At 67.5% G+C, this 23,238-nt stretch carries 16 protein-coding genes; 10 read left to right on the top strand and 6 right to left on the bottom strand.

From position 1 onward, the window contains the following. Positions 1–600 precede the first annotated feature (600 nt). Positions 601–1,719: an ABC transporter ATP-binding protein gene (locus FRADC12_RS11860; RefSeq protein WP_045876691.1), complete on the top strand. Its 1,119-nt coding sequence runs from the start codon at positions 601–603 to the stop codon at positions 1,717–1,719. Further along, positions 1,707–2,474, top strand: coding sequence for a hypothetical protein (locus FRADC12_RS11865; RefSeq protein ID WP_232303743.1), 768 nt, complete (start codon positions 1,707–1,709; stop codon positions 2,472–2,474). The genes FRADC12_RS11860 and FRADC12_RS11865 overlap by 13 nt, the downstream gene beginning before the upstream one ends. A gap of 103 nt (positions 2,475–2,577) precedes the next feature. On the opposite strand, the gene FRADC12_RS11870 is transcribed toward FRADC12_RS11865, so the two are convergent. Together FRADC12_RS11870 and ligD are read right to left on the bottom strand one after the other, a co-directional pair. Beyond that, on the bottom strand, positions 2,578–2,982 hold the full coding sequence (locus FRADC12_RS11870; protein WP_045876692.1) for a hypothetical protein: 405 nt from the start codon (positions 2,980–2,982) through the stop codon (positions 2,578–2,580). Between the two features lie 203 nt (positions 2,983–3,185). Beyond that, on the bottom strand, positions 3,186–4,244 hold the full coding sequence (gene ligD, locus FRADC12_RS11875) for a non-homologous end-joining DNA ligase (RefSeq protein WP_232303744.1): 1,059 nt from the start codon (positions 4,242–4,244) through the stop codon (positions 3,186–3,188). Positions 4,245–4,344: 100 nt separating this feature from the next. Between ligD and FRADC12_RS11880 the strand changes: the two genes are divergently transcribed. Next, positions 4,345–4,764: a hypothetical protein gene (locus tag FRADC12_RS11880; protein WP_198152869.1), complete on the top strand. Its 420-nt coding sequence runs from the start codon at positions 4,345–4,347 to the stop codon at positions 4,762–4,764. A 289-nt stretch (positions 4,765–5,053) separates the two neighbouring features. Here FRADC12_RS11880 and FRADC12_RS11885 read toward each other — a convergent pair whose 3' ends face one another. Together FRADC12_RS11885 and FRADC12_RS11890 are read right to left on the bottom strand one after the other, a co-directional pair. Continuing rightward, positions 5,054–6,184, bottom strand: a complete 1,131-nt coding sequence (locus tag FRADC12_RS11885) for a PDDEXK family nuclease (RefSeq protein WP_045876694.1) — start codon at positions 6,182–6,184, stop codon at positions 5,054–5,056. Then, on the bottom strand, positions 6,181–7,512 hold the full coding sequence (locus FRADC12_RS11890; protein ID WP_052710864.1) for a DNA cytosine methyltransferase: 1,332 nt from the start codon (positions 7,510–7,512) through the stop codon (positions 6,181–6,183). Before FRADC12_RS11890 ends, FRADC12_RS11885 begins: the two co-directional genes overlap by 4 nt. A gap of 78 nt (positions 7,513–7,590) precedes the next feature. On the opposite strand from FRADC12_RS11890, the gene FRADC12_RS32200 reads away from it, so the two are divergent. The 4 genes from FRADC12_RS32200 to FRADC12_RS11910 all read left to right on the top strand — a co-directional run bounded on the left by FRADC12_RS32200 (position 7,591) and on the right by FRADC12_RS11910 (position 14,426). Continuing rightward, on the top strand, positions 7,591–7,758 hold the full coding sequence (locus tag FRADC12_RS32200) for a PDDEXK family nuclease (RefSeq protein ID WP_198152870.1): 168 nt from the start codon (positions 7,591–7,593) through the stop codon (positions 7,756–7,758). Between the two features lie 115 nt (positions 7,759–7,873). Next, the gene (locus FRADC12_RS34870) at positions 7,874–8,086 is read left to right on the top strand and encodes a site-specific integrase (RefSeq protein ID WP_198152871.1); all 213 of its coding nucleotides are present in this window, start codon (positions 7,874–7,876) and stop codon (positions 8,084–8,086) included. A gap of 987 nt (positions 8,087–9,073) precedes the next feature. Further along, entirely contained in the window at positions 9,074–11,593 is a 2,520-nt protein-coding gene (gene fxsT / locus FRADC12_RS11905; protein WP_084010609.1) for an FxSxx-COOH system tetratricopeptide repeat protein, read from the top strand. A gap of 1,834 nt (positions 11,594–13,427) precedes the next feature. Beyond that, positions 13,428–14,426, top strand: a complete 999-nt coding sequence (locus tag FRADC12_RS11910; RefSeq protein WP_045875091.1) for an IS30 family transposase — start codon at positions 13,428–13,430, stop codon at positions 14,424–14,426. A gap of 443 nt (positions 14,427–14,869) precedes the next feature. Here FRADC12_RS11910 and FRADC12_RS29610 read toward each other — a convergent pair whose 3' ends face one another. After that, complete coding sequence (locus tag FRADC12_RS29610) at positions 14,870–15,871, bottom strand: NACHT domain-containing protein (protein WP_157488818.1); 1,002 nt, start codon at positions 15,869–15,871, stop codon at positions 14,870–14,872. Positions 15,872–16,178: 307 nt separating this feature from the next. On the opposite strand from FRADC12_RS29610, the gene FRADC12_RS11915 reads away from it, so the two are divergent. After that, positions 16,179–17,357, top strand: a complete 1,179-nt coding sequence (locus tag FRADC12_RS11915) for an ISAs1 family transposase (protein WP_045876696.1) — start codon at positions 16,179–16,181, stop codon at positions 17,355–17,357. Positions 17,358–18,305: 948 nt separating this feature from the next. Here FRADC12_RS11915 and FRADC12_RS31200 read toward each other — a convergent pair. Next, on the bottom strand, positions 18,306–18,761 hold the full coding sequence (locus tag FRADC12_RS31200) for a hypothetical protein (protein ID WP_157488820.1): 456 nt from the start codon (positions 18,759–18,761) through the stop codon (positions 18,306–18,308). 514 nt (positions 18,762–19,275) lie between these two features. On the opposite strand from FRADC12_RS31200, the gene ybiA reads away from it, so the two are divergent. Further along, on the top strand, positions 19,276–19,869 hold the full coding sequence (ybiA, locus tag FRADC12_RS11920) for a riboflavin biosynthesis intermediates N-glycosidase (protein ID WP_084011321.1): 594 nt from the start codon (positions 19,276–19,278) through the stop codon (positions 19,867–19,869). 543 nt (positions 19,870–20,412) lie between these two features. Next, positions 20,413–23,181, top strand: a complete 2,769-nt coding sequence (mobF, locus tag FRADC12_RS11925; RefSeq protein WP_052710865.1) for a MobF family relaxase — start codon at positions 20,413–20,415, stop codon at positions 23,179–23,181. The last annotated feature ends 57 nt before the right edge of the window (positions 23,182–23,238 follow it).

The raw sequence follows: 23,238 nt of genomic DNA on the forward strand, positions 1-23,238 counted from the left end.
GATAACCCGCAGCCGAGGCTGACTGGGCCGGCGGGGACGCGACCGGCGGCGCTGACACCAGTGATGCGGACGAAGGGGACCGGCGGGCAGGCACCGGGCCATCCTGTCGCACGGCTGCTCGACGGTCACGTGGCCCCCTCCCACTTCGGCCGCTTCGGCCGCCCCCATCGTGCCGGATCTCCGATATTTGGTCATATGTCGGCCAGGTGAGCGGAAGATCCGGCCGTCTTGATGCCTCCATCGGGCCCGCACCGGCCAGCCCAACCGTCGGACCATGGGCTTCGCCTGGGCCGCAGCACGAATGGCGCGATGTTACGTAGCCGGACCAACCCGTCCGGACGGACCGCCGGGACATCCGGGGTGAGCAACACCACGGGCTCACGCGAGGGTTCCGCGATCTCGCCGAGAGTCCGGACCACTCCCCCCGCCGACCTGCCGGCGGTGCCGCTGGACGACCGATTCGGACAACCCGCGGCGAAGTCACCGAACGGCACCGGGCACGATCGCAGGGCAGACTGCCACCAGGCGTCACGGCTTGGTCTCTTCTGCCCCAGAAGGCGGACGACCACCGGCGTTCGCGGCGCTACGAGCGGGAGAGTGATGATCGACGCGCGTGGGCTGACCAAGCGTTACAGCCGCACGCTCGCGGTCGACGACCTGTCGTTCACCGTGCGGTCCGGCCGGGTGACCGGCTTCCTCGGACCGAACGGCGCGGGCAAGTCGACCACCATGCGGATGATCCTCGGGCTCGACCGCCCGACCGCAGGCGAGGTCCGCATCGGCCGCAGGCGCTACGCGGAGCTGGCCGACCCGATGCGCCACGTCGGTGCCCTGCTCGACGCGAAATGGGTCCATCCGAACCGGTCCGCCCGCGCCCACCTACGCTGGCTGGCCGCCGCCAACCGGCTGCCCGATCGACGGGTCGACGAGGTCCTCGACATCGTCGGGCTCACCGACGTCGCCCACCGCCGGGCCGGCGGCTACTCGCTGGGCATGGCGCAGCGGCTCGGCATCGCCGGCGCGCTGCTGGGCGATCCCGAGGTCATGTTGTTCGACGAGCCGGTGAACGGCCTCGACCCGGAGGGCATCCTCTGGATCCGGCGGCTCATGCACCGGCTGGCCGGCGAGGGCCGGACGGTGTTCGTCTCCAGCCACCTGCTGTCCGAGATGGCACTGACCGCGAAGGATCTCGTCGTCATCGGTCGGGGCCGGCTGATCGCGCAGACCACCACGACCGCGTTCACCGAACAGGCGTCCGGCGCGACGGTCCGGGTTCGCGGGCCGCAGCCACACCAGCTGCGGGCGGTGCTCTCCGCCGGTGGGCTGGCGGTCGAGGAGGTACCGGCGTCCGACGCGGGCCCCGCCGCGTTCGCCATACGCGGTGTGACCACCGAGAAGGTCGGCGAACTCGCCGGCGCGGCCGGCCTCGTCCTGCACGAGCTCGCCGTCCAGCGCGGCTCGCTGGAGGAGGCGTTCCTCCAGCTGACCAGCCGGGACGTCGAGTACCGCGCCGGCGATCGTCCGGACCACCCGCGCGGGTTCGGCGACGACGGCGGGACGGGGACCGCCGCGGACGCGGCCCCGCCCGGTTACGCGGCCCCGCCCGACTACCCGGACCCGCCCCACTACCCGGACCCCCCGGCATACCCGCAGCCGAGCGCCTACCCCGAACCGACGGGCGGACCGGCCTGGGAGGCGGATACCTCATGGTCAGCCTGACACTGCTGCGGGTCGAGCGGATCAAGCTGTTCTCGACCCGGTCGCCCTGGTGGTGCCTGGCGATCGCCACCACCGCGACCATCGGGCTGTCCCTGCTGGTGGCCGCCACGGTCACCAAGGACGACCTGTCGACCTTCACGCCGGCCTCGACCCAGTTCGCCGGCAAGTTCGGTTCGATCATCATGATGGTGATGGCCGTCATGTCGGTCACGACCGAGTACCGGTTCAGCACGATCCGGGTGACCTTCCTCGCGTTCCCGCGCCGCACCGACGCCCTGCTCGCCAAAGCCGCCGTCGTCGCCGGGCTCGCCGGGCTGGCGGGTGAGATCGCCGCCATCGGCTCCTGGGCGGCGTCGGTGCTGCTCCGGCCAGACGCCCCGCTGGCGCTGCGCTATGCGAGGGACTTCCGGATCGTCCTCGGAAGCGGTCTGGTGTACGCGATCGCTGCGGTGATCGCCGTGGCGGCGGGCCTGCTCATCCGGCACTCCGCCGGCGCGATCGCCACCGTGGTGATCTGGAACCTGCTGCTGGAGGACCTGCTGCCGGTCATCCCCCGGATCGGGTCGCACGTCCAGCACTGGCTGCCGTTCACCGCCGCCACCAACTTCCTGTACGACGGCCAGCCACTCGGCACGGACGCGGCGCTAGAGGAGCACATGCCGCTGGGCCCGTGGGGCTCGCTCGCGTACTTCGCCGCCTTCGCCGCCGCGCTGCTGGCCGTGGGCATCATCGTGGCCAGGCGCCGAGACGCCTAGGCGCCGCGCCTCCCAACTGGCACCCGTCCTCTCATGCGCCGTGGCGGCGGAACATGGAGTCGGCACCGCCAGACCGCCACGCGGCCTGAGCCGACGTGGTCGGCTAGGCGCCAAGGCCCCAGCGGTCGCGGCCGGCCCTGTCGCGTTCGGCGGCCTTCATCCGGGCCTCATGGACGTGGCGGCGGCCGCCGGTGAACGTGGTCCGGATGCGCTCGTCGCAAGCGACAAAGGGCTGGTAGTAGAGCTCGTCGTACTCCTCGACGATCTGGAAGGTCCACCGTCCGTCGAGCACGTTGCGCCCGTGCAGCTCGCGGCGCAGCTGGGCGGCCGCCCTCGGGTGCCCGGCCGCCGCCAGGTCCTCGATCGCCTCGGCGAGCGTCCGGTCCGCGTGGCCGGACAGCTGGTGGAACTCGTACAGCGCCCCTCGGGCACGTTCCACCCACTCCAACGCCTCGCCGAGCTTCCCCACCGCCGCGCTGGTCGCCTCGTCCAGGCGCGGCACGGTCATCTCGTCCCCCGGCCGGCCAACGCCGGACGATGTCGCACTGCTAGTCACCCCCGGGCAGTACCCGCCGAGCCAACGCCCACACCGCGTGGACGGTGGGTTCGCCTGACCGGGCGAGCGCAGGAAGCCCACGATCCGTCTGGTGGGCGCGTGAAACCGCGCGCTCATCCGGACGCTTCGGGCCGCCGCCGGCCGGGGGGCTACGGTCAGCCGCTCGGGCGGGCGCGGCTGGGCTGGACCCGGCGCGGCTCGCCGGCCATTTTCGGGTGGTCGGGCGGGTAGGGCATGTCCTCGAGGCCACGATCGCGCTGGTCGCGTTCCCACCACTCGAGCAGGGGCGTGAGGTCGTAGGCCTGTTCGTCGATGCCGGCCCACGGATCCGCCACACGGGCGAACCGGTCTGGCACGGTGCGCACCGTGCAGTCTCGCGGGTCGAGGTCGACGGTCAGCTCGTCCCACGTCAGTGGTGTGGAGACCGGCGCCCACGGTCTGGCCCGGGCGGAGTACGCCGAGGCGATGGTGCGGTCGCGGGCGTTCTGGTTGTAGTCCACGAACACCTTCTCGCCGCGCTGTTCCTTCCACCAGGCCGTCGTGACCAGGTCGGGACGGCGACGTTCCAGCTCGCGGGCGAAGGCGATCGCGGCGTGGCGCACCTCGACGAACGTCCAGCGGGCCTCGATCCGGACGTACACGTGCACGCCGCGGCCACCGCTCGTCTTGGGCCAGCCGGCCCAGCCCAGCTCGTCGAGCAGTGTGCGCGCCTCGCCCGCGACGGTGACCGCGTCGGCGAAGTCGGTACCCGGCTGCGGGTCGAGGTCGATGCGCAGCTCGTCCGGATGGTCGACGTCGGCCCGGCGGACCGGCCACGGGTGGAATGTGATGGTGCCGAGATTGGCCGCCCAGGCGATGACGGCCGGCTCGGTCACACAGATCTCGTCCGCGCTGCGGCCACTCGGAAAGGTGATCCGGACCGTCTCGACGTAGGGCGGGGCGCTCTTCGGCACCCGCTTCTGATAGAAGGCGTCGCCCGGAGTCCCGTCCCGCTGGGCGAGCCGGGCCCCCTCGACCACGCCTTTCGGCCACCGTTCGAGCGTCGTCGGCCGCAGCCGCAGCGCACGCACGATGCCGTCGGTGACGGCCAGGTAGTAACGAACAAGCTCGATCTTGGTCACCTCGGCCTCGGGGAACAGGACTCGTCCGGGGTTGGTCACCCGGACGGTCCGCTCGCCGACGTCGAGTTCAAGCGGGGCTCCGTGCTCGGCCACAGCCACGCGCCGACAGTAACCGCCACGGGGCCCGCCGTCCGGAATCCGCGGCGACTGTCGGCGGGATCAGCCCGGTTCCGGCGTGCTGGGGAAGTCCCGCTTGCGCTGGTACGCCGCGAGCGGCCGCGACGACTCAGCGGGCTCAGACGGCTGCGTCCTGTCGGCCACGCGGTTCCTCCGAAGTGCGTCGCAGGCAAGAACGAGGCCGCGCAGCCGCGGTGACAGCTGGCTACGCGGAGCGCTCGGCGAAGCCGCCTCCTCCGCCGCACGGTCGAAGACGACCTACCTGTCCGCCCACTACCGACGCATCGCCACCCGCCGCGGCAGCAAACGCGCCCTCGTCGCCGTCTCCCACACCATGCTCGTCATCGCCTGGCACCTACTCCACGACCAGACCACCTACCGCGGCCTCGGCCCGGACTACTACCAGCGCCGCCAGGACCCCGACCGCCAGACCCGCAAGCTCGTCCACCAGCTCCAACAGCTCGGCCACCAAGTCACCCTGACAGCCTCACCCTAAGCTACTTTCGACCAGGGCTGCGGCAAGATAACAGTCCGGATTGATCAAACTACGCTTCCAGTCTGGTCGGGCCTGGAGAAGTACTTTGAGTTGATCCGGAAACCCAGTAACCACAGGCGGTTCACGTCGCTGCCGGCCTATCCGTGCCGACCGAATCCGACTACCTTGAGTTGCCACACGCTACCGAGAGCGATCTCGCCGCAGCCCTGACTTTCGACTCAGTACAAATGCAGTACGGAGCGGGACCAGAGGGCAGTCACGGAACGTCGAGCGGCTCGGCCAGCGGTGGTCAGATCGATCCTGGGACGAGTCCAGGCAGGTACTGGCGGAGTCGCCGGCTCAGCGTGTCGAGCACGGCGTCGCGTCCGGCTGAGTTCTCAATTGCCTTCCCGGGAGCGACGTCGAGTGCAGCGCGGCTGAGGGTCTGCGCGTCGGTGCCAATGATCATGTTGATCTCGATGGGGGCTGGCCAACCGGGTGCGGCTGGCTCTTCGGCGATGTCGAAGACATAGATCCAGTTCGGTGGGGCGCTACTATGATCGTCCAAGAGGCGCCACGTGCCGTCGGGCTGCTGGTGCAGGTCGGGCTTGCCAAGGAACGGCTGCCAGGAATCCCAGACAGGCCGGGGTATCGAGAGGATGCAGCCGACCGACGTATCCCGTCTCGTCACCTGGAACTTGAAGGCGACCTGGTAGAAGGTGCGTTTGAAGACGTTGGAGATGTTCGGTCCTTCGACCCTCCGGCCTGCCCACTCCTGATTCGCGGCGACCTGGGCTGGGAAGTCCCGCGGGTGAAGGTCAAGCGCGCCTCGCAGCGCCTCGACGGCGAGTTTGTAGGTCCCATGCGTATCTGTGGTCTGGAGTTCGATGATGCCGTACCGGCCAAGCCGGACCTGGGTGCCGTCGGCTGACAGGAGGAGTTCCACCAGCGTGATGTCGAACGAGATCTCGGGCGAGGCCGCCGTCTTGGACAGGCTGATCTCGCCGCCAAGCTTGTCCTGGAAGTAGCAGAAGACACGGGTGCCGGTACCGTCTGTCAGGATCGCCTCAACCTGGTCCTCGGAGAGGGTCGATGCCGGCCGGATCGCGACTGGCTGTCCTGCAGCGGCGGAGAACAGCCGGCGTGTCATGGCCTCCAACATGGTCTCGTCCAGCGCCCGATAAGGGCAGACAAGCCAGTCCTGACGGTGGCCGTTGCTCTCGGCGCTGATCGAGCAGACACCTTTGCTGTTATCCGCCTTGACGCAGCTGTGCCGGCTTCCGACGATCTCCGAAAGGAAGGGGCAGCGGCCGTCTTTCTGGTCCGCAGTCGCCGTGGGGTGGGCTGCGACGATAGGGAAAACACGATGGCCATGCCACTCGGCCAGATGTGGGCGCTTGTTGGGGGTGGACGTTAACGGGTAGAAGGCTTCGTCGGTCACGCGGCGCTATCCGTGAGTGTTGGGAGCAGGCTTCCTTGGGGGCCTAGGAACCTGATCGGCCGTCGCCGGAACGGGCTGTCCAGCTGGCGCGTGGGCTGGCCGTCAAAGCAGCGGCGGACTTCCTCGGCGATGCTCTGCGCCAGTTGGACAGGAACGGCGTTGCCGACTTGGTCGTACTGGCTGGATCGGCTGCCGTGGAAGACAAAGCTGTCGGGGAATCCCTGGATCCGGGCGGCCTCGCGGATCGAGATGGTGCGGTCCTGCTCCGGATGGGTGTACTCGCCGGTCTTCGGGTCGCGGAAGCGGGTCACGATCGTGCGAGGCACTCCGTCCCACGACATCCGCCGGTACCGACGGGTGTGGTCCTTGCGTAGCGCCCGCTGCATCCCGGAGGGCAGCAGGTCGAACGGCAGGTCGCGCCAGTCCTCCCCGGGCTTGAGCCGGGCGATACGGGCAAGGTTCGACTCGGAGAGCTTCGCGGCGTAGTGGTTCCACAGCTCGTCGTCCAGGCCGGCGCGCATCTGGCTCTGATAGACGGTCGTGGGCGGCCCGACATACCGGCCGGTCTGCTCTCCAGCGACGATCGGAGGCAGGTCCCCGATCGCGTCACGGGTGGTCAGGAAGCCGGCCGACTGCGACGCGGTGATCGTGCAGTTCGGAAGCAGGTCGCCGATCTCTCCACCGTGGGTCGGCGCCGGGAAGCCATAGCCGGCGGGGATACCGAGATCCTTGCGCCAGGCGACGATGACTAGCCGCCAGCGCATCTGCGGCGCGCCGTACTGGGCCGCGAGCAGCTCGGCACATGCCCCCGCATAGCCGACGTCGGAGAGCCCCTGAAGGATCGAACGGAGGTAGGCACCGCCCGCCAGCGTCACTAGCCCGGGGACGTTCTCGATCACTACACACTTCGGCTGGAGGTCACGGGCCGTTCGCAGCACCTCACGGAAGAGGTTGTTGCGCTCGTCCCAGACGACCCGCGACCCGATGATCGAGAAACCCTGGCACGGTGGCCCGGCGAACAACAGCGACAGCTCGCCAGGCGCGACGTCGGCCGCTCGGGCGATCTTCTCACTGTCGACGTTGCGCAGGTCCCCGACCAGCACGTCGGCTGGCAGGTTGGCCTGATGGGTCGACGCGTACTCAGGGTCGATCTCGGCGGCGAGACGCAGGTCAGCGCCAGCGGCGGCCAGGCCCGCGGACGCGCCACCAGCACCAGCGAACAGGTCGACGGCGCTGAAGGACCCATCCGTACGGCCAACGTGACCGCTGCCCGCACGACTGCTGAGCTCGGCGTGCCCGACCTGTGCGGCTTCCTCCGTGCTCTCCATGGTGGCCTCCTCGGTAGAGAGGACGGTAGCGGACGGGTCCGACAGGTCGGCTCAGATGGCCCGTGGAAGGATCGGAACGTGTCCGAAAGGTGGGTCTCGACACCGGCAGCCGCCGGGCTGCGGGGTCGCCGCAACATCGACACCGAGCCGGAGATCCTGCTACGCCGTGCCCTGCACGCAGCGGGCGCCCGGTTCCGGCTCCGTCGAACGCTGGCGGCCGGCTGCAACCCCGACCTCGTCCGGTAAGCATTCAGGAGGTGTAGATCTTGTGCCGTCGGTGACGGCGGGCATGGCTATAAGCCGCGCCGGTGGCACTGGCGCGGCGGGTTCGGGCGGAGCGGTCTGGCTTACGTCGGCAGAGGTGACATCTCCGCTCGCGGGCACGCCCTACGACCTGCGCCACGCGGCCGTCTCGACCTGGCTGAACGCCGGAGTTCCGCCGACGCAGATCGCGGAGTGGGCCGGCCACTTCGTCGCGGTGCTGCTTCAGGTCTACGCGAAGTGCATCGTCGGCCAGGACGAAGCCGCGCGCCTGCGGATCGCCGCCGCGCTGGGCTTGGAGGGGGCAGCATGATCGCGACCGCGCATTGTCCGCAGCTACTCGGCAACGGCCGGCTACGGCCGGGAATGGTCGGGTACGGCGAGCGTCCACGCGGGCCGGTAGAACGGCCCGATCATGCTCTCTACCAGCGTGATCCGTGACGTCAGACGCGGAGGGCGTGGGATTCGAACCCACGATGAGGTTGCCCCCATAGCAGTTTTCAAGTCGGAAAACCGCTGGTCAGCGGGGGTGTCGCGGTATGCCAGCGAGAGCCGAAAGGTGCCGGGAAGCCTCTGCCCCGCAGCATGATCGCATTCGGGCCGGCCCGTCGAGTGCCGGCCCGAACTGCGTCGTACCGGGGCTTCTACGCCCACCTCACGCCCACAATGATCTTCTGTGCGAGGTGCCAAAGCCTGTTGTGGAGGCGGCCCGCCGCGACAGGTTGTCGGACTTGGGGGGCTCGCCAGCGGCCGGAGCCGGCACGGCGACTTCACATCGCCCGACACGGGGCTGGATGTGGCGGGCCAAAGGGAGCCGACGCCACACCGCCGGGGGGCCTGGCCGGTCACGGCGCCGTGCGTGTCCATCGACGCCCAGGACGCTGCGACCGCTATCAGCAGGATCGCTGCACGGAGGGCTTCCGAACGCCAGCGTCCACCGCAGCGCGGAACCTCCTGTTCCGTAATTCTCGGAACCCTGTCCACGGACGCCCGACAGCGTCCGTCGGAGCAGGTCACGGGCTCGGCACCGTCTACCGGCGTCCATGGACGTCCGGCCGCGTTGCATTACAGATGCGGCATGGAGGTCAGGAAGGCGGTCGTCACAGAGCGTTCGTCTGACTGGTCGAACCGCATGTCGAGAGAAGCCAGTCGCACCGACTGTCCGCGGCCGCGGATGTCCGAGAGGTCTGTCGGGCACTCCGAAGGGTCTTACTGATGTCCTGGCCGTGTTGGGAGATGGGATGCTGCTCGGCAGCGTGACGTCCGTACTTCGGGTCGGTTCGGGCTGCTGGGGGGTGGCATGGGGACGGGTCTGACCGACAGGCAGATCGCTGCGCTTGCTGAGGTGTTTGCCGATCCGCTGTCGGCGCGGCAGGTGGTGCGGGAGGCCGGGATCGCCGTGGCAGATGTGCCGTGGAGTCCTGAGAGTCCGCGGGTGTTCTGGACGGCGGTCTCGGGGCTGCTCGCGCACGGTATCGCCGTTGGTGGCGTGGCGCGGTTGCTGGCGGTCGCTCGTCAGCGGTTTCCGGGTAATCCGGGTCTTGCTGCGGGGTCTGATGAGTTGCCGGCGGGTGGCTCGACCGGCGGGGTGGTGTGGGAGGTGAGCTGGCCACGAAATCCGCTGTTCACCGGCCGGGAGGAGGAATTGGCTGCGCTGCGGGAGCGGCTGGTGGGGTCGGGTTCGGCCGCCGTGCTGCCAGTGGCGCTGCACGGCCTGGGTGGGGTTGGGAAGACCCAGTTGGCTGTCGAGTACTGCTACCGGTTTGGCGCAGAGTACGAATTGGTGTGGTGGGTGCCCGCGGAGGAGCCAGCGTCGGCGTTGGCTGCCCTGAGCCGGCTTGCGGAGCGGGTCGGGATTGGGGCGGCTGGGTCCGCTGAGGAGTCGGTCCGAGCACTCGTGGCATCGTTGGCGTCGGGTGGTGCGTTCTCTCGCTGGTTGCTGGTCCTGGACAACGTGGGGGCGCCGGCGGACCTGTTTGGGGTGCTGCGGGCGGCCGCGGGGTCGGGCGGGCATGTTCTGGTGACGTCGCGCGATCACCGCTGGTCGGGGCTGGCTCGTACGGTCGCGGTCGACGTGTTGCCGTCGGTGGATGCAGTGGCGTTGTTGCGCTCGCACGTTGAGCAGATCGGTGACGAGGACGCGGGTCGGATCGTTGCGGCGCTTGGGAATCTGCCGCTGGCGGTAGAGCAGGCGGGGGCCTTCTTGGCGGCCACTTCAATGGCGTCGGGTGAGTACGCGGGTCTCCTGGCGACCGAGCTTCGGCGGCTGATGGTCCGGGGCGCGCCAGGCGGCATACGCCCGGTCGCCGCGACGTGGACAGTGATCCTCCACGAGCTAGGCGACCCGGCTGTGGTGATGCTGGCTCGGCTGCTGGCCCAGTTTGGTCCTGAGCCGATACCACTGGACCTGGTCGGGCCGCACGTAGCTGGGATGCTGCCAGCCCCGCTGGATGACGTGGCAGCAGATCGGATCGCGTGGGCGGACACCGTCGGTCGGGTGTTGGCGTTGGCGTTGGTGGGTCGAACCGAGGCACCGGGGGCCGTGGTGATGCATCGGCTGGTCGCGCGAGTACTGCGGGATGACACGCCCGTCGAGTTGCAGCCGCTGTTGCGTACGGTGTCGCGTCGGCTCGTCGCTCGTGGGCATCCACAGGTGCGTGACCAGCCGGAGGCGTGGCCCCGATACGCCCTGCTGCACGCCCATGCGTTGGCCGTCGGGCTGGTGGAAGACAACGACGCGGACAGCCACGACATGATCACCTGGCTTGTCCGGTACCTGCGAGACCGTGGCGACTACCCGAGCAGCCGCGCGCTAGGCGAGCGCGCCCTAGCTCGGAGCCAGGTAGTCCTCGGCGAAGATCACCTGTCCACAATCGCTGCGACGCATGAACTCGCGCGTGTCGTGCGGGATCAGGGCGACTACGCCACCGCGCGAACGATGTTCGAGGACGTCCTGGCCCGACGCCGCCGAATTCTCGGCGAGGATCACCCAGAAACGATCGCTGCTGCCCATGCGGTCGGCTTCGTTGTGCGGGATCAAGGTGACTATGCGACGGCACGGACGATGTTCGAGGACGTGCTGACCCGGTCTCGACGGACTCTCGGCGAAGATCACCTGTCCACAGTTGCTACCGAGCATGAACTCGCCCGCGTCGTGCGGGATCAGGGTGACTACGCCACCGCGCGGACGATGTTCGAGGACATCCTTACCCGACGCCGCCGAATTCTTGGCGAGGATCACTTGTCTACGATCGCTGCCGCGCATGCAGTCGGGTTTGTAGTGCGGGATCAGGGAGATTACGCCACCGCACGAACGATGTTCGAGGACGTGCTGACCCGGTCCGGTCGGATTCTTGGCGAAGATCACCCGTCAACGATCGCCGCTGCGCACGAACTCGCAGGCGTCGTGTGGGAACAGTGCGACTATGCCACAGCGCGGACGATGTTCGAGGATGTGCTGACCCGGTCCCGTCGTCTTCTCGGCGCGGCCCACCCGGATACGATCTCCGCGGCGCAGAACCTTGCAGGAGTCGTGCGAGATCAGGGTGACTACGGCACGGCGCGGACGATGCTCGAGGACGTGCTGACCCAACGCGCCCGGATTCTCGGCGAGGATCACCCGGACACGATTTCCGCCGCGTACGACCTCGCGGGAGTCATGCGGGATCAAGGTGACTACGCGACGGCGCGGACGATGTTCAAGGACGTCCTGAATCGCTACAGCCGGTCGCTCGGCGAGCAGCATCCAGACGCCCTTGCGGCCCGTCGAGCGCTGGCAGACATGGAGATCGACTTGGGCAGCAGCCCATCTAGTCCGTAGTTTGATTTGGATCATCAAGGGGCGCAGACGGACGTCCGCAGCGTCCGCTCACCTGGGGTGTTGCGTCCACCGATATCCGTTGGCGTCCGGTCACTTCCGCTGGCTCGGCTGTCGACTTGGCTGTCAACTCTGATGCCCGGTCCCGCAGGCACGATCGGCCGCGGGCCGCCCGGTCTGCTCACCGCGTCGCGGAGGGTCGTGCCGGGCGGCCTTATGCGGGCTCCCACCGCCAGCCGTTGTTGTCGGTGCATACGATCGCCTCGCCATTTCCCGCGACGCCGTGCGCGCCGTGGTCAGCGTTGCGGCAGTACTCGCCCGGCTCATAGCAGTTCCCGCCGTTGGTCAGTGGGTGGCAAGTCGCGGCGGGGGCGGCGGCGGGCGGGTTTGCCGGAGCTGGCGGCGGCGCCTGGGTTGCTGGCTGAGTCGGTGGCGCGGCTGCTACGGATCTCGGCGCCGCGGTGGCGGGCGGGTTCGTGGGAGGTGGCGGCGGAGGCTGGGTTGCTCGTGCTGCGACGGGCCTTGGCGCTGATGTGTGCACGGCGACAGGACCAGGCGGAGTCGTGCGCGGCGCGAACGTGCCTGTCGTATGTGACAGGTCGGAAGGCGTCGGAGCCGGCGACTCAGCTGGTTGCGTCTGGAGGGGCGTCGCCGCGTCCTGGCTTGTCTCACTCATGGCGGGAGGTGTGGTGATGCTGGCGACTGCGCGTGGGCTGTTCGACAGCACATTAGAAGTGACGCTTGCCGCGGTGCCTGTGGCCGGGTTCTTTGGTAAGAGGAGTCCGACGACAATGAAGGCCACGACGCCACCGGCCGTGACGAGTCCTGCGGCACGCCTGTTATGGACGCGGGCCCAGTGCACGTGGCCAAGGGCCAACGCGACTAGCCCGAAAATGACGATCGAAAAAGCCATGACCGCTAAGAAACCCACGTCATCCCCCCGGTGGCCGCAGGGTAGCGACGTTAGCCTCCCGGGTCGGGCTCGTCATAGCTAGATCAGCACAACACACGATGGGGAACCGAGCGGGGCACAGAAGTGCCACTGGCAGCCGTCGCACCCTGCCGTACCGCGGACGGCGCCCGTCCGTGGCGGACGTAGGAACAGATCTTCGAGGGCAAACCGACCCGTACCGCAGGCGTGCCAGCGCCGAGGAACGGAAGCGGTGCGGCAGCATCGTCCTTGACCCGCGGATAAAGAGATCTTGGTAATTTGTCCGTGGCCGTCCATGGACGTCCGGCCGACGCAGGTCACGGGCGGTTCGGCTTCATACAGCTCAATGCTCGTCCACGGTCGTCCGCCGGCTTGGCTGCCGCTCGCATCCCGTCCACCAGGAGGCCGGTGGGCGTCAAACGGCCCGACCTCTACCGCATGTCGCGATCCTGGATCGATCCCACTCATCGATGTTCGCCCAAGTTCGCGGCCTTCTATGTTTCCCGGCGACTGCGGCGGCCACCGTTACTTGACTCTATTTCGGCGAGTTCGGCCGCGCTGCGCGGGTCGCTCGGCGATGATTTCGAAAATTCGCGCACATGTCGATCGGTCGCCTGTTCGCCCGAATAGGCCCAGTTGCGCCCCATTGTGACGAGGAGATCTAGATCTTCGCGAGCACCATTTTGCGAGAGATGGAACGCCAGAGTTCTGAAGGAGGCAGTCTCGCCTGCCCGGAGTCCAGGTACCAGCTTATCGATATATTTTATCTCAGCGCTTCTTTCAGATTCAGAGATTCTCGTTCGCAAACGGAAATATCCTTGCACCCTGTCGACAAGGGCGGCATCAAACGGTCATAGCGACGCCCCGATAGGATGATCGCGATGGTGTCGAGGGGCTGGATGGTGGATGGGCGTACGGGAGCGGTTGACGGTGGAGGACCGCGAGGTCATCTCGCGGGAGTTGAGTCAGGAGCGTTCGGCTCGGTATATCGCCGCTGTGCTCGGTCGTCATCATTCGGGGATCTCCCGGGAGATCGAGCGTAACGGCGGTGCCGCGGCGTATCGGGCGGTGGATGCGCAGGCACGGTGTGATCTGATGTGCGCCCGCCCGAAGGAACGGAAACTCGTCGCGTCGAAGGAGCTGCACGACGCGGTGAACACCGGCCTGGTCGAGAAGTGGTCGCCGAAGCAGATCAGCGAGAGACTGCGCACGGACTTTCCCGACGACGAGAGCATGCGCGTGAGCCACGAAACAATCTACGAGTGCCTCTACCTCCAGGCGCGCGGCGAGCTGCGGACGGAACTGAAGATCGCGCTGCGTAAGGGCCGGGCCAGGCGGGTCAACCGGTCGCGCAGCACCCTGACCAGGGGCGGGATCGTCGGCATGGTCAACATCAGCGAGCGGCCGAAGGAGGCCGAGGACCGCGCCGTCCCCGGTTTCTGGGAGGGCGACCTGATCATCGGGAAGGGCAACAAGTCGCAGATCGCCACGCTGGTCGAGCGCACGACCCGGTTCGTGATGTTGGTGCGAATACCGTACGACCGTAACGCCGACAAGGTCGCCTACCTGCTGGGCAAGAAGATGGAGACCCTGCCCGAGTTCATGCGGAACTCGGTGACCTGGGACCAGGGAAAGGAGATGGCCCGGCACGCCGATTTCACCGTCCGCACCGGTATTCCCGTGTATTTCTGCGACCCGCACTCACCGTGGCAGCGCGGCTCGAACGAGAACACCAACGGGTTGCTGCGCCAGTACTTCCCGAAGGGCACCGACCTGTCCTTGCACACGCAGGAAGAACTTGATATGGTGGCCACGCAGCTGAATGGGCGGCCACGGCAGACGCTCAAATGGGCGACGCCGCTCGAGGTCTTTACCGAGCTGCTGGAAAGTCATGTGTCGCCATGACCGCTTGATTCCGCCAAGGTAATCCGTTGGCAGTTTCTGCAACGCGGGGGCCGCGACGCCAATTAGCCAATTGGCGTCAGCCGAGGAAATATGCTTGTCAATCTTGTCGTCGCATACATCCCTTACTTTCTTATAGAAGGCTTCTGGCCCGATGCCTCGAACGACTCGCCCTTTACCTGTTACATTGAACTGGAGTCTAAGAAATGCCGGAGCACCGAGCCCCGCCGCTACCGAAGCCATCCACCAGGAGTATCGATGCGCCAGAACTGCGGCAGCTGCGGGATAGACAGCCGCTGCGACGCCGGCATCCACGGCGATTCGGGCCACTACCCAAATGCGGACGCCCCATGGCGGCATCTTTCCTCGTACATTGAATACCTCATATAGCGAGAGCATCCCTCCCATTACCGAGGCGAGCGCAGGGCCGGCCCACACACTCCAGTTCATCGGTGGTCAGCCTCCGAGGAGTCGGTGAGCATATAGCTCGGCTCCCCTGCATACTCGGCAAGCCTCGATATCAGGCCCGCACTCTCAAGGTGGTCGAGAGCCTCCGAAGTCTCTTGTGGTGTTAGCGCCGTCGCGCTGCCGAGCTCTGCTGCGCTATATTTTCTATCCGGCCGCATCGCATCCAACAAGATCCCCTGCCGCGCTCGAAGAGGAAGCGTCAAATAACCGCTGTCCGATGGGCGCCGCTTCACCTGGGCAATCGACGTTTGCCCAGTCTCTCGATCACGAAGGACGAGATCATAGCCCTGGTCGATTCCCCCGGTGCGCCCATCTGTTCCTCGACCTGGAGAGCTGAGTTCGATAGTTGAAAGATCGGTCAAATAGTCTTGGAAAGCAGGAATGGCGCTTGATCGGCAGCTGGCAATGCAGATTACCTCGGGGCGATCCTTGCGCCAGCTTTGAAATTCTTGCATTAGCCTTATCGGATCGGAAGATTCATCCAAACCGTCAAGTATCAATACAAGTTTATCCCCTTTCATTGTTGAGGAATCCGCTAGCTTACGCGGTAGATCGTACGTCTTTGCGACATAGTCAGTCAGATCATCTTCAAACTCGCCTCGCGGAATTAGGCCGTGGGCCGCCACATAGATTGGCAGCGGGGCGGACTCTTCTACGAGCGTTCTTCGGGCAAGCTGAGCTGCGATCGCCCGCAACGTGAAAGATTTTCCTGCACCAGGCGCACCCGAGATCACAAAAGATGTTGACCGTCCGCCCATTGCTAGACCGCTAAGCTGATTGGCGTCCGGAGGTGAACTCGATCGTTCGATAGGCGGTATCAGCTCATCGCTAAGTTCAGAGGGAAGATCGCCAGAAAGATAGTAGTCTGATTCAGTCTCGCGGAAGACTCTGGTCGCCAGCTGCAACCGAACCTTAGCGGATTCAAATCTTCCCCGCGGAATCTCTGCGGCGGCGTAATAGGCGGAGAGGACCAGGGCCAAGGGAAGATCACTCCAGGTAGCGAACTATCGCTCTGAGTAATCGTCACGATCGAGCTCTCGGTCCAGGTTTCGACGGGTCTCGCGGGTGCAGTTCCTTCCGGCCGGAATCTCGCCGCCCGCGCTTCCGAGCTATCGGAAATGACGCCATCGGCAGCTACGAATGCCTACCCGAAAATCCGCCGCTGTGCGCCCAGTCGCCATGGCCGTTGAATTGACGAAAACAAGAGCCGCCGTTGCGAAACGACGGCCTCCTGATCGGGACAATGAGAGTGCGAACAAACAATCCCCCGAGACAGAAGGCCGCCAAGTGTCATCATGCCAGACCGGCGCCGCTTTGTCGAGCGGCCTTGACAACGCCGGCAAAGAAAAAATCGGTCGACTTCTTGCCATGCTGCGTCTTGTGAAGGATTTCCGCGACGCCCGGGGCCGGGTTTACGACCTCGAGTTCGTGCTTGCCACGGCGACCGTCGCGACGCTCGCTGGCGCCACGTGTTACCGCGAGATCGGAAGCGAGGCGGCCGACCTCTCCCAAGGGCTCCTCGCCGCACTCGGCGCGCCCTACGGCTATTTTCGGGGCTGCTACACCGTTCCCTGCGAATCCACCATCCGCGAGACCCTCAAAGGAGTCAACTCGCATGTGCTGGACCTGGTCGTCGGCACCTGGCTGCACGAACAAGCGACCCGCGATCACAACGGCGATCTGGTGATCGCCCTGGACGGTAAGGTCTTGCGCGGCGCTTGGAGCACGGAGAACCAGCAGTTCACGCTGTTCTCTGCCATGACTCACAACCAGGGGGTCGTCATCGCCCAGACCAAGGTCCCCGCGGATACCAACGAGATCACCCAGGTCGCGAACCTACTCAAAAACATCAAACACGAGCGCGGCCGAACCGTCATCACCGCAGACGCCGCGCACACGCAGGTCAAAACCGCGATCCTACTCTGGAAAAAACGAATCGACTACGTGTTCACTGTCAAGGGGAACCAGCCGAAGCTCTTCCAGCAAATCTTCGATCGCCTCCTGCCGGTTATTCAGAAAACACCGGGGCATGAGGTCGAGGAATGCTCCCGCGGAAGTATCAAGCGCTGGACGACTTGGACGCGACCCGTGGATGACATCCGTTTCCCACGGGCCCGAACAATAGCCGTCATCTGCCGCGAAGAATTCGATCTCACCGGCGCCCGTCTCAGCAAGGAATACGCCTTCATTGTCACCAGCCTGCGCGGTGAGCGCGCCGCTCCGGACGCTATCCACACCCACGTCCGAATGCACTGGGGCATAGAGAACCGTGTCCATTACGTCCGCGACACCACCTGGCGGGAAGATGCCTGCCAAGCCCACCAAGAAAACGGCCCGCACAATCTCGCGATCCTCCGCAATCTCGCGCTCGGCCTACTACGCCTCCACGGCGTCACCAAGATCAAGGAAACTGTGCAGGAGATTGGCCGCGACCGTAATAGAGCCGTCCAGTACCTCGCTACCTAGCGTAGCCGATCAACACGCAGTGCGATCTTCGCGAGGCCCTGGGAGAGGACCGAACCGAGCAGCACGATAACCGTCGCCGCAATGAGCCACACGGAACTTTCGTTGGAGGTCCATATGTTGGTTAACAGACCCGTTACAGCGGCCAACACGATAGTGACGGCAGGAACTGTCCGGTTTCGCACTCTGAGCCCCCGGCCTCGAGTAGTCTGCTGCGCTTCCGCGGAGGATACGCGCATTTGGGGCGCTGGGAATAACGTTCCAGTCGCGACGCGCCGGCGAGCATGGCGCGCCAGCGCCACGCGCAGCCGTCGCGCGGCGCGGTCTCGGCGCCGCAGTTCCCTTGATCCCAAACCGAGCAATTCGGCAGGCTGCGGGCCTCGCTGCTAGTCGCACGCGGGTGACGCCGTGCCGGTGGCTGTGCGGACCTGGGCGTTCGCTCGTCTGGGCTACATGTTGTCGGGTGGTCCGCTAGCGTTCGGCGGGTGGCTGGAGCCGACGACGGGCAGGTAGACGGGCTTACGTCGGCGGCCCCGCTGGACGAGGCGAATGCGACCCGAGTCCTGGCGGACGCCTGCGGGTTGGCCAGTCTCGATCCGGTCGACGCGGTGTTGATGCGGCTGGGTGAGCATGCGGTGTTCCGGCTCGCCGGGGCGCCCGTTGTTGCACGGGTCGGACGCTCGGTGGCGTATCTGGATGCCGCCCGGCGGGAGCTGGCGGTCTCCGCGTGGCTGGCCGCAGGCCGTGTGCCCGTGGCCCAGGTGGCCGACGTTCGTCCGGCGGCTTGGCTGTCAGGTTGCTGTCAGATCGCCTCCAACTCCAGAGGTGACCGACGATCTTCGTTGGCAAGCCGACCCGTACCGCAGGCGCGCCAGCGCCGAGGAACGGAAGCGGCGCAGCAGCATGTCACTTCGATGAACCTGAGGTGGTCGGCCGCATCTCTCGGCCTGGTTACCCTGCGGTTGCGCCGTTCTGGGCTGGAGAAACTTGAGCGATCTCGTCCAACGTCGGCTGCTTTCGGACGGTCGAGATTCCGGCGCCGAGGATGAGTATTGCTATGCCGACGATCACGGCGATGATGAGAAGCTTCCACCACTTGTTGGGCGGGAAGAGCCACATGATTGGACTTGCGATAATGAGGTCGAGGAAGATGGCTGCGACCAGACTTCCCCACTGATATGTGCGTTTTGCTGCGATCGTCTCTCGATTCAAGAGCTGCCGGGTTGTCAGTCCAAGAAGTGCGGCGATATTTTGGGCCGCTATCTCGAGCCCGTCTTCTTTCTTAAGGGTCGCGTAAAGTTTCGTGTATTGCATAACATCGCGGCGTTGTCTGGCCCCTTTCGACAAGCCAAGAAGCCTGGCGGCCGCTTGCGTGAGTGTGCTAACGAAGCCGAGTTCGATGGCCATGTTTCCCCCGGATTGGAACTCTGCGCCACCCTAGCGCGGCAGATGCGTCGGCTCGTCAAGATAGCAGAAGGGCTTTTAAAGCGGTGTTCCGGGTAGGCTTCCCGAATCAGGTATCTGTATAGCGGGCGACGCGCCGGCGAGCACGGCCCGCCAGGGCCGTGCTCAGCCGTCGCGCGGCGCGGCCCGTGCCGTCCGGCTCTTGATCTCCAAATCGAGTGAGTCGGCAGCATGCGCCGACCCGTTTGCGCCAAGCGCGGCAGCCCATTCGCCACACTCCTTAGGGTTGGGGCGGAGGCCTTCCGTGCTTGGCGGAGCGGCCTGGGCGCTTGTGGCGGAGCCACAAGCGCCATCTGTGCCGGAGCAGATGGGCCCGGCTCTCGATCTTGGATGCGGGGTTCCGTTCCAGGGTGTCCGTGGGCTGGTGGCCGCAGGCAGTGGCTGTCGGTGCGGAGGACTCTTGGTGGTCGGGAAAAGTAGGTGAGGCTGGGCCCAGACTCGTGGAAGGATCGTGCTCGTGATCAGTGAGCCGCGAGAGCCGGTGCCTTTGGGGTCGCTCGGGCGTCCGCGTGCTGTGGAGGATCTGGTCCAGGCGGAGCTTGATGGTGTGGCGTTGTCGTTTCGATTCTTCTGGGGTCATCGGCCGCTGGCTGGTGGTGGGGTCGGGGCGAGCTGTCTGAGCCAGTGGTTTGCCTCGGCTTTCACCGTCGAGGGGCAGCGGTATGCCACGGCGGAGCATTTCATGATGGCGGGCAAGGCCCGGCTGTTCGGCGACGAGGAGACCGCGCAGGCGATCCTCGCCGCGCCGGACCCGGGCCGGGTAAAGGCGCTCGGCCGCCGCGTGGCTGGTTTCGACGAGGCGACCTGGGAGCGGCACCGCTACGACATCGTCGTAGCGGGGAACCTCGCGAAGTTCGGACAACAGGACCGACTACGCGGCTTCCTGCTCGCCACCAGCGACGATGTCCTCGTCGAGGCCAGCCCGCAGGACGCGGTCTGGGGCATTGGCGTGGCTGCCAGCGATCCACGCGCCGAGAGTCCGGTCGACTGGCCCGGTCTGAACCTTCTCGGGTTCGCCCTCATGGACGTCCGCGCAGCACTGCAGGCCTGACCGCCCCCTCACCAGCCCCGGACGGCAAGCCGGCGGCAGTCGGTCCGCCAGCCGGAGTCGGCGGCGCGGCAGCGAGCACGTCACCGCGCCCGCTCCGACCGTGATCGGTGACCGCGCGGTCGTCAGGCGGATGTCGCCTCCATCCCGGGCGCCGGCTAAGCAGGGTGTCCCGGCCCGGTCGACAGAGCCAGGCCTGGCCGCCAGCTGCACGGATGCCGTCCGCGATGACCCTCGTGGTGACAGTCGTAGTGACCGGGTGCGACGCGATGGCGCTCGCGGTGTCGTTCGCGATGGCCTTGGCGATGACGTCGGTCTTCAAGGTCGGTGGTAACCCGCGAGTTCCGGTGATGCCGGGACCGCTGTTGCCACTGATCGGAGCGTCCCTATGCCTGGCCGCGATCACCGCTCTCCCGCTCCTCGTCCGTCTCGTCGTCAGCCCGTCCAGGCGGGTGGTGCCTGGTGATCGCGACTGCGCGGATGTTGCGGGTGCGGCCCAGGTCGCCGGGGGATCTTGGGCGGGCGGTGCGGGCGGTCGTCGCTTAGGTGGAGGGCGGTCAGCCTGGGGCGGCGGCTGGGCTGTCGGGCTATTACAACCGGGCGTCGGGCCTGGCGCGGGGGCAGCTCGCGGAGCTGGTCGGGCTGCGTGGCGAGGTCTCGTCCGAGGCATTGAGCCGGCTGTTGGAGGGCCGGCATGCGGTGTCAGGTCGGCGCTTGCTGACGGCAGCAGGGTCGGCGGCGCGGGCGCTGTCCGCCCGGGAAGCGACCGCGACCGCGGCCACAGGTGGCGCTGGGTCGGGTGAGGGTGGCGAGCTGTTGACGTTGACGCAGGCATCCGCGCTGGCCGGAGTCAGCGCGACCTACCTGCGTTCCCTCGTCAAGAAGACAGCTGCCCACGCCGGTCAGGCCGCCGTCGGCGACGACGAGGGATCGCCGGACGCGGCGGGAGGCGCCGAGGACGCCCGTGCAACCGGGCAACCCGCGACGGCCCGGCAGGCCGATGCGGCTGCGGATGGTCTGGTCGGGGTGAAGGGCGCGGATGGGTGGTGGCGGGTTCGCCGTGACGAGGTTCAGCGGTGGGTCGCGGCGCGGGTGGCGCCGGCGGCGGTGCTGGGTTTCGACGTGGTCTGCGCGGCGCCGAAGTCGGTCAGTCTGCTGTGGGCGTTCGGCGATGAGGCGCTGCGGGCGGATGTGGCGGCCGCGCTGGACGCGGCGGTCGACGCGACGATCGGCTACCTGGAGCGCCATGCCGCTTTCGGGAAGGTCCACGGGCACAACCGGCCGTCGCGGGGCCTGGCGGTGGCGTCGTATCTGCATGACGTCTCGCGCAGCGTCGAGGCGCACCTGCACGTCCACAACATTGTGATCAACGCCGTGGTCGTGGCCGCAGGCGACGACGAGCCAGGCGCGTCGGGCTGGGAGTGGCGGGCCGTCGACGGAGAAGCGTTTCTCTCCCAGGTCCGTACGGCGGGGTTCGTCGGCGCGACGGTGCTGCGCCGCGAACTCGCCGCGCGCCGCGGCCTGGAGTGGGGGCCGGTCCGCAACGGAGTCGCGGAGCTGGCGGCTTTCCCCGCCGATCTGCTGGCGGCGTTCTCGACCCGCCATAGGGAGGTGATGGAGGAGTTCGCGCAGCTCGTCGCCGGCGGGCTCGAGCCGTCAGGGGCGACGATGACCGCCGCGCAGCGCGGCTCCCGGGCGCCGAAGACGGTGCTGGCCGACGAGACGGTCCGCCGGCTGCAGGTCGAGCGGCTGGAAGCGGCCGGCTGGACCGTCGGCCAGGTCCGCCAGCTTGCCGCGGGTGGCGAGCACCGGCCGCCAGCGATCGGCGACGACGACCTCGCCGAGCTGTTCACGCTGCTGGCAGGTCCGGCGGGATCGACGGAGAAGGCGACGACGTTCGGCCGCCGCGAGACCGTCCGCCAGATCGCCGCGTGGGGCCGAGATCGCCTCGACGGCGAGGCGATCGACCGGCTCGCCGACCGGTTCCTCGCCGACCGGCGAGTCGTGCACCTGCGGGCCACATCGCCAGGCCAACGGCGCCGTCAGGAACCGGAACCGCTCTACACCGTCGAAGACATGCTCGACGCCGAGCAGCGGCTTTTCGCGTTGGTCCGCCACGGTCGGGTCGCCGCCGGCGCCGCGCCCCACGTTCTGGCCAGCCCTCGGATCGTTGACGCGTTCGTGGCCGCCACCCGCGGCTCTACCGGCTCGGCCCGGCCGGCTGTCCCGGACCGGCGCGGCGCGACTGGCGCGCCCGACGCTGGGAGCGCCGGGCCGGTGCTGTCCGCGGAGCAGGCCGAGCTGGTGCGCCGGCTGCTCGCCGACCAGGACCTGGTCCGCCTCGCCGTCGGCGCCGCCGGGACGGGCAAGACCGAGGCGATGCGTGTCCTGACCGCAATCCTCCACGCCGAGGGCCACCCGGTGTTCGCGACCGCGCACGGCGGCCGTCAGGCTGAGGAGCTGGCCGACCGGATCGGTGTCCCGGCGCGGGTCGTCGCGAGCTGGCTGACCCTCCTGGACCACGTCGACGCCGACCCCGCCCGCACCCTCGCCGACGCCTGGCCGGCCGGCTCGGTGCTGATCGTGGATGAGGCGACCCAGGTAGGGACCCGCGACGCCGAACGCCTCCTCGACTACGCGGCCCGAACCGGAACCGTGGTGATCCTGCTTGGTGACCCGGCGCAGCTCGGATCGGTCACCGCCGGAGGCTGGTTCGGCCACCTCGTCGAGACGACCCCCGACGTCCCGACCCTGACGACGGTGCACCGCCAGGCCGGCGCCGGCATGGCGGCGATCCGCGCCGCGCTCGACGCGCTGCGCGCCGAAACCGGCACCCCGATCGCCGCCCTCGACCGGCTCGCCACAGCCGGGAAGATCCACCTGGTCGACGACCCCGACGCGCTGTTCACCCAGGCCGTCGCCGACTGGTACGCCGAACGCCGCCGCCAGCTCGACGCCACCCCACCACCGCCAGCCGACGGCGGGCCCGGTCCGGACGGTAGCCGGCCTCCGCCGCTCCGGCCACCGAAGCCGATCAGCACGCACCTGATGGCTGAACGCCACCGCGATGTCGAAGCGCTCAACCGCGCCGCCCGCACACTCCTGACCGCCGACGGCACCCTCACCGGCCCGGCCCTCACGGTCGCAGGCCGAGACTTCCAGGTAGGCGACGAGGTCGTGACCCTCACCCAGACCGGCCACACCCTTATCCCCACCGGCCGGCCCGGCTCGGCCTACATCCGCACCGGCACCATCGGCGTCATCACCGCCATCCACCTCGACCCTGATGTTAGGCGCCGCGCTGGATGTCCATGATGGCGTCGTTGACGGTGGGCATGATCTTGGATGAGGAAGGCCCCGTCGGCGGGGTGC

The organism is Pseudofrankia sp. DC12, assembly GCF_000966285.1.
Classification (GTDB): Bacteria; Actinomycetota; Actinomycetes; order Frankiales; family Frankiaceae; genus Pseudofrankia.

What these genes read in the sequence shown, in the direction of transcription:
- FRADC12_RS11860 (WP_045876691.1), top strand. Translation starts at nt 601, where the DNA reads ATGATCGACGCGCGTGGGCTGACCAAGCGTTACAGCCGCACGCTCGCG.
- FRADC12_RS11865 (WP_232303743.1), top strand. Translation starts at nt 1,707, where the DNA reads ATGGTCAGCCTGACACTGCTGCGGGTCGAGCGGATCAAGCTGTTCTCG.
- FRADC12_RS11870 (WP_045876692.1), bottom strand. Translation starts at nt 2,982, where the DNA reads ATGACCGTGCCGCGCCTGGACGAGGCGACCAGCGCGGCGGTGGGGAAG.
- FRADC12_RS11890 (WP_052710864.1), bottom strand. Translation starts at nt 7,512, where the DNA reads ATGGAGAGCACGGAGGAAGCCGCACAGGTCGGGCACGCCGAGCTCAGC.
- fxsT (WP_084010609.1), top strand. Translation starts at nt 9,074, where the DNA reads ATGGGGACGGGTCTGACCGACAGGCAGATCGCTGCGCTTGCTGAGGTG.
- FRADC12_RS11910 (WP_045875091.1), top strand. Translation starts at nt 13,428, where the DNA reads ATGGGCGTACGGGAGCGGTTGACGGTGGAGGACCGCGAGGTCATCTCG.
- FRADC12_RS31200 (WP_157488820.1), bottom strand. Translation starts at nt 18,761, where the DNA reads ATGGCCATCGAACTCGGCTTCGTTAGCACACTCACGCAAGCGGCCGCC.